The following is an 8733-nucleotide window of genomic DNA, read 5'->3' as shown; positions in this document are numbered from 1 at the left end:
CCGGGGTCGGTGTCAGCGCAGCGTGACCTGCCGGCCGATGATGCCGGCACGCGAACCCCGCTCGGCTGCCGTCAGGTCCGAATCGTCGGCCAGCGCTTCGACGAACCAGGCGTCGAGTTGGTCGAGGCCCGGGTACCACTCGTCGGGGTGCATCTCATTGTCGAGGTCGAAGACCGGCACCACGAGTCCGTGGGTGCGGAACGACCCGGCGAACCGAGAGCCCTCGCCCATGGTGAGGCGCCCGGCGGCGTGCAGGCGCGCCATCGCCTTCATCAGCTGCTCTTCGGATTCGGGGCGGACCCAGCGCAGGTGGGCGCGATCGCCGGCGTCCACCCACCACGGTGCGCCGGTGCCGCTCTTCGGGGTCAGCCGGGCGGTCGGCATGATCGTGTCGTTGGCGCGTTCGAGCATGGCCTCAACCTGGGGCGTCACCTCAGCGTCGTCGCCGAACCACCAGGAGAAGTTCTCGTACACGACCACGTCGAGGGGCTGCTCGGCGGCGACGATCTCGGCAAGCGAGGTGGCTGCTTTCACGCCCCGATACTCGGCGCCCGGTGTGGCAGAGGCAGCCCAGGTGAGGGCCGAAGCCAGTGAACCGGCCAGGTCGGCGGGCTCGGGGTTGGTCTGCAGCGCGACCAGGCCCTGCGTCACCTTTCCGTGCTCATCGCCCTTCGTCGCGCCACGTTCGCCCCAGATGGCGGCGTCACGCGAGCGCACCAGCCCGGGTACGGCACCCGGCAGAATAGTGGTGAAGTCGGCTTCGTTAGCGGCCTCGAATCCGTCCGCGAAGGTCACCTGCGCGGTGGCCGAAGCGATGAAGGCGCGCATGGCGACCAGGTCGCATTCGGCGGCGGGCAGGTCGGCGAACGGCCGCTGCGGTTCGGCCAGGACTGCTGCCGCGCGAAGTTTGCGGGCGGCTACCCGCTCGGCACGGTCGCTTCCGGGCCGCGGTCCACTATTGCGTTTGCTCTTCTTCGCCATGCCCTAACCTTCTCATCCGGCCGGAAGTCACTCGACCGTGACCAGCCAATCGCGCACTTTCGCCGGGTGATTGGTGGCAATCCACCGCACTCCCAAGTCCGCACAGTATTGAACGTCGGTACGCTCGTCGACGGTCCAGGCGTATGTGACGCGGCCCCCGGCGGCTGCTTTGTCGACCAGGTCGGGATGGGCTCGCAGCGTCTGGATCGACGGTCCGACACCAGTCGCGCCGACCGCGGTGGCCGGACCAGACTGCACCCCAATGAGGTTCTCGGACAGCAGGATGGTGGGCAGCATCGGCGCAGACCGGCGGATCCGCCAGGTGGCCGACGGGGAAAAACTCATGACGACGGCCCGACTGTGATCGGCCGACGGCGGTGCGACGACACGGAAGTCGCGCAGAGTCTCGAGTACGCGGGCCTCGACTAGACCGCCGTAGCGCGCCGGGTGTTTGGTTTCGATGAAGAGTCGCACTGGGCGATGCCAGTCGAGCGTGAGTTCAAGCAATTCCGGCAGGGTCAGGACCGAGGCGCGCTGCCCGCTGTGCCACGAGCCGAAATCATGTTCGCGCAGTTGCGCCAGGGTCATCTCACTGACCACACCGGAGCCGTCCGAGGTCCGGTCAATGGTGCGGTCGTGAATACACACGAGTTGGTCGTCGGCGGTCAGGCGGACATCGCATTCCAGACCGTCCGCACCTTCGCTGAGCGCCGCCTCGTATGCGGCGAGCGTGTGCTCGGCGTGGTCGGCCGAGGAGCCGCGGTGCGCGACGACGGCGGGTTTGCCCGATCGGGAGACGCCGCGGGCCATCACGCGGCCACCACCAGCCGACGTTGCGGAGCCGCCGCCGCTTCGCCCATCACCGTCATTTTCCGTAGTCGCGGGCCGAGCCAATGCGCGAAGGCCGCCGAGGCGATCAGGGTCAGCAGCGACCACACCATCGCGTCGGCGCCGACTTGGATCGAGTCGCTGGTGAGGGCCACGATCCGGTAGGTCAGAGAGATCGCGCCGATCAGGCTGACTAACCCCCAGGCCACGGCCCCCCGGTTGATCTCGCGGCGGGCGGGGACGGCGGCGTCACCGCCGACGGCCGAGGCGGCCTCCAGCAGCAGGAACGGTGCACCGATTACGTTCCCGAACGGCACCACAGCGGACGCGGCCACCAGCAGCGGGTGTCGCGGTTCTCGGGTGCCGACGAGTTGATACGAGCGCTCCCGAATGCTCAGCAACCAGCGCGCGAACGCCCACGCAGCCCAGATCACAGCGACCACAGCGAGGGTTCCGCAGGCGATCACGAGGATCAGGGTGGCCAGGTCGAACCAGTACGGGATGGGGCGGCTGCGGTTCGCGAACAGCGTCAGGTACCGCAGCATTTGGGCGACCGCGGCGACGGCCAGGGCGATCGTGGTCCAGCGCAGAATCTGGCGCAGCGCAGCTTCCGGACGAACCTGCGGCTCGTCGGCCTCGACGGCGACGAGCGGAATGTCGTACAGCCCCCAGCGCGGGGTCTGCAGGTAGCGCGGCGTGCGTGCGGCAATCGACGCGGTGGGCCGCGGTTGCGGCGGGAGGGTGTCGATGGGCCGGTGAGCCATCCACCGCAGGCGACCGGCGCCGGGAGCGCGCGAGCGGGCCGCATTGACGGGCGACTGTGGCTGGTGAGCCGCGGGCATATGCGAAGGGTTCGGCTGTGACCGTTCGGCCGGGCGCGCCGCGGATTGTCCGGCCGCCGGTTGCTCCGGTGCTGACCGCTGTGGGCGGGCGCCCTCGCTTAGGGGTATCGGCCGTTGCGTGGCTGTGGTGGGCGATGCGGACGGACCCGTCGGACCAGGCGCGGCCATCACCGAGGTCGAGTGCGTGGCCGGGCCGGGTTGGGCCATGGTCACCCGGCGACGGGTGTGCGCGTCGAGCACCACCAGTGTCCCCCCGCAGCGCGGACACTGGATCCGGCCCGGCTGATGTTCGGCCTGAATACGGCAGGGCAAGCAGACGTCAAGCAGCACCGCGCCGGTCACCGTCCCGTATCGAAGGGTTTGTCGGCGGCCTCCCAAGCCACCATTCCGCCCCGGACGACAACGCCGTCGATACCTCGCTGCGCCAGATACTGCGCGAGGCGGAAGGACCGGCCGCTGGTCCGGCAAATCACGAGCAGGTCGGCGTCGAGGTCGATCTCGTCCAGCCTCCCGGGTACATCGTCAAGCGGAATGTGCAGTGCGCCTCGGACGTGGCCGAGTTCCCACTCATCGTCTTCGCGTACGTCCAGCAGGACCCGATCGGGTACCTCGGTGAAGTCATCGGGCAGCGCGGACACGTCAATCTGCTCGATGTCCATACTCACATCGTCCATAGTTCCACAAGCGGCGACCGGAGGTCCGGCGTTGCCGTCGTGACGACCCGTTGCCAGGTGGCCGCGGATTGAATTTCCGGCCAGCACATGGTGAATCAGCGGCTACCACACACCGGCCGCCCCACCGAACAAGGACTACGTGCGGGGATCAGAAAAGTTATCCCAAGGCCGGCGCGTACCAGGTTGTCCACAGGTGTCCCCCCATCCACCGACAGCTGTGGACAACTCTGTGGATTTGTGGACTAACTCCAAGGTCGCATTCCAGTAGTTGACATAACCCATTGAAATCCCCCGCTATTTGTGATGCTACTCACCAGTTGTTTACCTGCCGATCATGGGCCGCATTGTTAGTTTCCCCACCGAATACTGTGGATATCGTGTGGACAACACGCCTTGCAAAACTCTTGAGTGCTGCTTTCGAGTTGCGCGTATCCGCGTCGATCAGCCATCCACGAACGCCGTCAACGCCGCGACCTCACTCTCCACAGCTGCCCGCTGGCGGGGCGCCAGATCGACGAGTTCGGCGAGTTCGACACCCCCGTCGGTGAGCCGCCACGTGCCGACCAGTCGACCGTCCACCAGAACAAAGCCCGGCGAGCGCCCGTTGCGGGTCACCGTCGCCCGGTACACCGCCGCGTCGGCGACCCGCTCACGATCGGCATTGGCCACGAGAAAGCCGTCGTACGGCGCGAGCAGTCGCACCGGAGCGGGCGCCGAGGGATCGGCGATCGACAAGCCCTCCAGGTCGTAAAGCCGTTGACCGGCCGGTCCCGTGAGCGCCGCCAGTTCCCAGTCCGCTTCCATCGCCTCGAGCAGCGGACCCAAGCCGGTGAGGCCGCTCCAGGCGGCGATGGCGGCCCCGGAGGCCGGGCCGTAACCGCGCAAATACATGCGGATGAGGTCCTTGCGTGCCTCCTCGCCGTCCACAGCGGGCTCCCCGGCACCGATCCAATCGTCGAGCAACGCCAGCGTCGGTCCACCGGATTGCCGCCAGAGCCCCCGCGGTGGCAGCTGGACCAGTGGCAACCACGCTCGCACGACGGCTGCCAGGGCCTCGATCGACGACGTCGGCCAGGCCCGAGCCAGCGCCAACCTCAGCGCCGCGACGCTGACACCGGAGTCGCCGGCCGCGACGAACAGTCCGCGCGCGGTTTCGGCCACCGCGCCAGGTTCCACCTCGCCCAGACCCGCGCGGTGGGTGCGCAAGGTCGACGCCTCAATCGCCGGTTGCACCGCGGCGCGAATCCAGCGCGCATCGAGGGCATCCATGGCGAATAACGTTCCGCGTTGCAACACCATCCGCACCACCTCGCGCTCGGACAGCAACGCGTCGAGTTCTGCCGGGGCGAAGCCATCGACCCGCGAGGCGAGGGCAAAGAACGGCGCCTGCGGATCCTGCGCCTGCAGACCGACGCAGCGGTCGATTACCTCGATCGCGTCGTCTCCGACGCGATCGAGCAGGTGCTGGCGCTCAAGCAGGGTACGGTTCCACTGCTCAACGGTGATTTGCTCGGGCACTCAGCGGTCCGCGGGGTACGCCAGCCCGGTGGCGCCGTGGCAGCGGTAGCCGTTCGGGTTCTTATGCAGATACTGCTGGTGGACCGGTTCGGCATAGTTGAAACGCCCCGAACCTGCGCTAGCAAGCTCGCTGATCTCAGTGGTCACCGGACCGTAGCCAGCTTCGGTGAGCACCGGTGCGAACCGGGCCGCGGCCGCAGCAGCTTGCTCGGTGTCGGCCGGATCGAAGGTGTAGATCGCCGAACGGTACTGGGTACCGACGTCGTATCCCTGCCGCATCTCCTGGGTGGGATCGTGCGAGGTGAAAAAGAGCTCGAGAATCTCAGCCAAACTCACCTGCCCCGGATCGAAGACCACCAGGACCACCTCGGCGTGGCCGGTCTTGGCGGTGCACACCTCATCGTAGGTCGCGTTCGGGGTGTAGCCACCGGCGTAACCGACCGCCGTCGTATAGACGCCGGGCAGTTGCCAGAAGATCTCCTCGACTCCCCAGAAGCAGCCGCCGCCGAGCACCACGGCCTGCAGGCCGGCGGGGAACTCCCCGATGCCGCCGCGGCCATAGGCCCCGTCGACCGGGTCGCCACGCAAGGCAGTGCCGAGGACGGCGTGCGCTGCGGGCACCAACTGTTCATCGGCGCGACCCGGCAGGGCGCGGGCGGCATCCACCATTACGCGCTTGACGTCGGCGGCGGCCACAATCCGATCGAAGAGACTCATGCCCTCCAGGGTACGTCCGGATTTTCCCGGAGGAGCGCGCCCGATGTAGGCTGACACACATACCGTCGGACTGTGATCTGGCACACGTCAAATGCCGCCGGAGGGGGACTACATGGGGAGCGACCGGCAGACCGTCACGAGCGCGCCGAACGTGACACGCCACTCCGAGTCGTGGCCGATCTACAACGTGCGGCATCAATGCGCGGTGACCGGCGGCACCATCATCGCCATCATTGCCGTCATCGCGCTGATCATCGTCTTCTGAGCGGTCCGCGCAGCCCGCGTCACGGTTCTCGAGGCACCCTTGCGCTGCGCGCCTGATCGGCGCAGGGTAGTAATTGGACTAGATACAAGAAAACACCCAATGAGAGGACGATCGTGGCTGTCTACACCCTGCCCGACCTGGATTACGATTACAGCGCGCTGGAGCCGCACATCTCCGGCAAGATCATGGAGCTGCACCACAGCAAGCACCACGCCGCCTACGTGGCTGGCGCCAACACCGCGCTGGAGAAGATGGCCGATGCACGCGACGCCGGCGATATCGCGGGCAAGGTCTACGGCCTGAGCGCCAACCTGGGCTTCCACCTCGGCGGCCACACCAACCACTCCATCTTCTGGAAGAACCTGTCGCCTAACGGCGGCGGCGAGCCGACCGGCGCGCTGCTGGAGGCCATCGGTCGCGACTTCGGCGGCTTCGACAAGTTCCAGGCGCACTTCACCGCCGCCGCCAGCACCCTGCAGGGCAGCGGGTGGGCCATCCTCGGCTACGACAACATCGGCAAGCGCCTGGTGATCGAGCAGCTGACCGATCAGAGCGGCAACACTTCTGCCGCACTGATCCCGGTGGTCATGCTCGACATGTGGGAGCACGCCTTCTACCTCGACTACCAGAATGTGAAGCCGGAGTACGTCAAGGCCTGGTGGAACATCGTCAACTGGGAGGACGCCGCCGCCCGCTACGACCGCGCCGTCGCCGCCGAGGGCCTCATCGTCCCGGCCTGATCGCCCCGCAGACGCCAAACGGCGGCTACCTCATCGAGGTGGCCGCCGTTTTTGTTTGCCCACTGACACAGAGACGACCTCCGTGGTCCATCGGTCCACGGACTGCTGCTGGGTGCCAGTGAACGTGCGTTCAGCGGCCCTTGGCGGCCTTCGCGGCCTGCTTCTCCTGCCAGCGCAGCCGGTTCTTCAGCGAACGCTTCGGCCAGAACCGGTAGCTGGCCCAAATCACCAGGAATTCGACGGCGATGCCGACCGTCGCCAGGATCACCAGGATGCCCCCGCCGAGCTCTTCGATCCCGGCGAACGTGTCTCCGAGACCGATCGCGAAGGCGATCACCAGGAATGCCAGCACGCTGTACAGCACCGCGACGCCGAATGACCACCAGATCAGCCACCACTGCTCGGCCTGGCTGGGTACCCGCTGGTAGGTCCGCACGTAGCTGTCGATGGCCATGGCGGCGGCCACGAACGGGATCATCAGGCTGATGAAGCCGCTGTCGATGTCGAGCAGCGAGCTGATCCCGCCCCACAGCAGGCTGAAGCCGATCAGGGCGAGCGCGAATGCGCCCAGCTCTTTCCAGAGCGGACCGGCGGAGTTCGGCAAGGTGGGCGCGGTTTCAGTCACGTCGGATCCTTCGAGTCGGCGGGCACCACTCCTAGAGCAGCACGGTCAACGTAATGGCCGCCGCGCAGGCCAGTACCGTCAGGGCCAGCGCAATCCAGTCCGCTCGACCCGGCCGGGACGGATACGCGGTGAGCCGCCCGGTGCCGCCGCGGGCGGTGATCGCTTCGCCCATCTCCGCGGCCCGGCGCATCGCCGAACTCATCGCGGCGACCACCATGTCGATGATGCTCATCTCCGCCGACGGGTGCCCCGAGTTGGCGCGTGAGGTGGGCCGCAGGCGCTGCGAAGCGCGCAGCATCCGCATCTCCTCCATCAGCAGCGGCAGACCCCGCAGGGAGAGCGCGATGCAGACCGCCCACTCGTCGACCGGCAGCCGCAGCAACTTCAGCGGCGCCATCAGCCGGGCGATGGCCGGCGCGATCTCCGCCATCGGGGTGGTCCAGACCACCATGATGCTCATCGCCAGCACGATCAGGCCCAGTGCGGTGCCGCGCATAAAGACCAGCACCCCCGGCCAGCCCGAGGAGAACGCCGTGACACCGGCACCCACCAGAATCAACGCCCAGAACCACCACGGCGGACGAGGAATAGCGCCCAGCGGAATACCTGCCAGCACCGCGAAGATCACGACGAACAGCGCGACGAAGCCCAGGCTCGGCCAAGTCGGCAGCACCCAGGTCATCAGCCCGAGGATCAGCACGATGAGGAGCTTGGTGCCCGCCCAGAGCCGGTGGATCACCGAATCGCCGGGCAACTGCCGCAGCGGCGGGGTACGCAGGGTCATCGTCGTGCCTCCAGAACACCGTTGGTCAGCTCCACACGCCGGTTGCAGACACGCTCGAGCGCTTCCAGGTCGTGCGAGATGATGATGATCGTGATCCCGCCACGACGGAGGCCGGCGAGCACATCGAGCACCTCCTCGCGGGCCGCGGGGTCCAAGCCGGCCAGCGGCTCGTCGAGCACCAGCACTTCCGGTTGCGAGGACACCAGTGAGGCGAGCACGACGCGACGCATCTGCCCGCCGGACAGCGAGTCGACGCGACAGGCCGCAATCTCCCGGGGCAGAGCGACGAGGTCTAGCACACGGGCCACCTCAACGGTGCCGACCGATTCACCGCCGACGGCCATGATCTCATCGCTCACGGTGGTCTTCTGCAACTGCAGGCGCGCGTGCTGGAAGCCGAGCCCGACCTTGCCGATCTGCGACGTCATCGGCGCACCGTTGAGCAGCACCTCACCACTACTCGGCGCGATCAGCCCGGCGATGATCCAGGCCAGCGTCGTCTTACCTGAGCCGTTGCCGCCGACGATCAGCAGCCCGTCGCCCCGGTTCACTTCGAGATCGACGTGGTGCAGCGCGGTCACCTCCCACGGCGATCCAGCCAAATAGGTGTGCGAGACGTCGCGGATGTCCAGGAGTGGCTCCCCGATCAGCGGATCGGCCGGCAGCGTCGGCACGTGCACCTCCGGCCGCATCCACTCCGGTCTGTGCTCGACGATACGCCCGGCCTCCAGATGGATCACCCGGTCGGCGGCGCGGGCC

Annotated in this window: 11 protein-coding genes; 2 read left to right on the top strand and 9 right to left on the bottom strand. The window is 67.5% G+C overall.

Annotated features, from left to right (window positions below):
- Positions 1 to 12: 12 nt before the first annotated feature.
- The 6 genes from WAW85_RS04110 to msrA all read right to left on the bottom strand — a co-directional run bounded on the left by WAW85_RS04110 (position 13) and on the right by msrA (position 5560).
- The gene (locus WAW85_RS04110; protein ID WP_422558375.1) at positions 13 to 981 is read right to left on the bottom strand and encodes a DUF5926 family protein; all 969 of its coding nucleotides are present in this window, start codon (positions 979 to 981) and stop codon (positions 13 to 15) included.
- Between the two features lie 27 nt (positions 982 to 1008).
- Entirely contained in the window at positions 1009 to 1791 is a 783-nt protein-coding gene (locus tag WAW85_RS04105) for a glycerophosphodiester phosphodiesterase family protein (RefSeq protein ID WP_422558377.1), read from the bottom strand.
- Positions 1791 to 2573, bottom strand: coding sequence for a DUF4328 domain-containing protein (locus WAW85_RS04100; RefSeq protein WP_422558374.1), 783 nt, complete (start codon positions 2571 to 2573; stop codon positions 1791 to 1793). The genes WAW85_RS04105 and WAW85_RS04100 overlap by 1 nt, the downstream gene beginning before the upstream one ends.
- Positions 2574 to 2989: 416 nt before the next feature.
- The gene (locus WAW85_RS04095) at positions 2990 to 3310 is read right to left on the bottom strand and encodes a rhodanese-like domain-containing protein (protein WP_422558376.1); all 321 of its coding nucleotides are present in this window, start codon (positions 3308 to 3310) and stop codon (positions 2990 to 2992) included.
- 456 nt (positions 3311 to 3766) lie between these two features.
- Entirely contained in the window at positions 3767 to 4843 is a 1077-nt protein-coding gene (locus WAW85_RS04090) for a winged helix DNA-binding domain-containing protein (RefSeq protein WP_422558373.1), read from the bottom strand.
- Positions 4844 to 5560 (bottom strand): peptide-methionine (S)-S-oxide reductase MsrA, encoded by a 717-nt coding sequence (gene msrA / locus WAW85_RS04085; protein WP_422558372.1) that lies wholly within the window; start codon positions 5558 to 5560, stop codon positions 4844 to 4846.
- Between the two features lie 112 nt (positions 5561 to 5672).
- On the opposite strand from msrA, the gene WAW85_RS04080 reads away from it, so the two are divergent.
- Together WAW85_RS04080 and WAW85_RS04075 are read left to right on the top strand one after the other, a co-directional pair.
- The gene (locus WAW85_RS04080) at positions 5673 to 5825 is read left to right on the top strand and encodes a hypothetical protein (RefSeq protein ID WP_422558371.1); all 153 of its coding nucleotides are present in this window, start codon (positions 5673 to 5675) and stop codon (positions 5823 to 5825) included.
- Positions 5826 to 5938: 113 nt separating this feature from the next.
- On the top strand, positions 5939 to 6565 hold the full coding sequence (locus WAW85_RS04075) for a superoxide dismutase (RefSeq protein ID WP_422558370.1): 627 nt from the start codon (positions 5939 to 5941) through the stop codon (positions 6563 to 6565).
- Between the two features lie 130 nt (positions 6566 to 6695).
- Here the strand turns inward: WAW85_RS04075 and WAW85_RS04070 are convergent, their stop codons facing one another.
- The 3 genes from WAW85_RS04070 to WAW85_RS04060 form a co-directional block, all read right to left on the bottom strand.
- On the bottom strand, positions 6696 to 7190 hold the full coding sequence (locus tag WAW85_RS04070; protein ID WP_422558369.1) for an ABZJ_00895 family protein: 495 nt from the start codon (positions 7188 to 7190) through the stop codon (positions 6696 to 6698).
- Between the two features lie 31 nt (positions 7191 to 7221).
- Entirely contained in the window at positions 7222 to 7974 is a 753-nt protein-coding gene (locus tag WAW85_RS04065) for an energy-coupling factor transporter transmembrane component T family protein (RefSeq protein WP_422558368.1), read from the bottom strand.
- A partial coding sequence (locus WAW85_RS04060) for an ABC transporter ATP-binding protein (RefSeq protein WP_422558367.1) occupies positions 7971 to 8733 on the bottom strand: 763 nt, incomplete at its 5' end. The genes WAW85_RS04065 and WAW85_RS04060, both read right to left, overlap by 4 nt.

It is taken from the genome of Gordonia sp. (in: high G+C Gram-positive bacteria) (genome assembly GCF_049299075.1).
Lineage (GTDB): Bacteria > Actinomycetota > Actinomycetes > Mycobacteriales > Mycobacteriaceae > Gordonia.
This window is presented reverse-complemented; position numbering and strand designations above follow the sequence as displayed.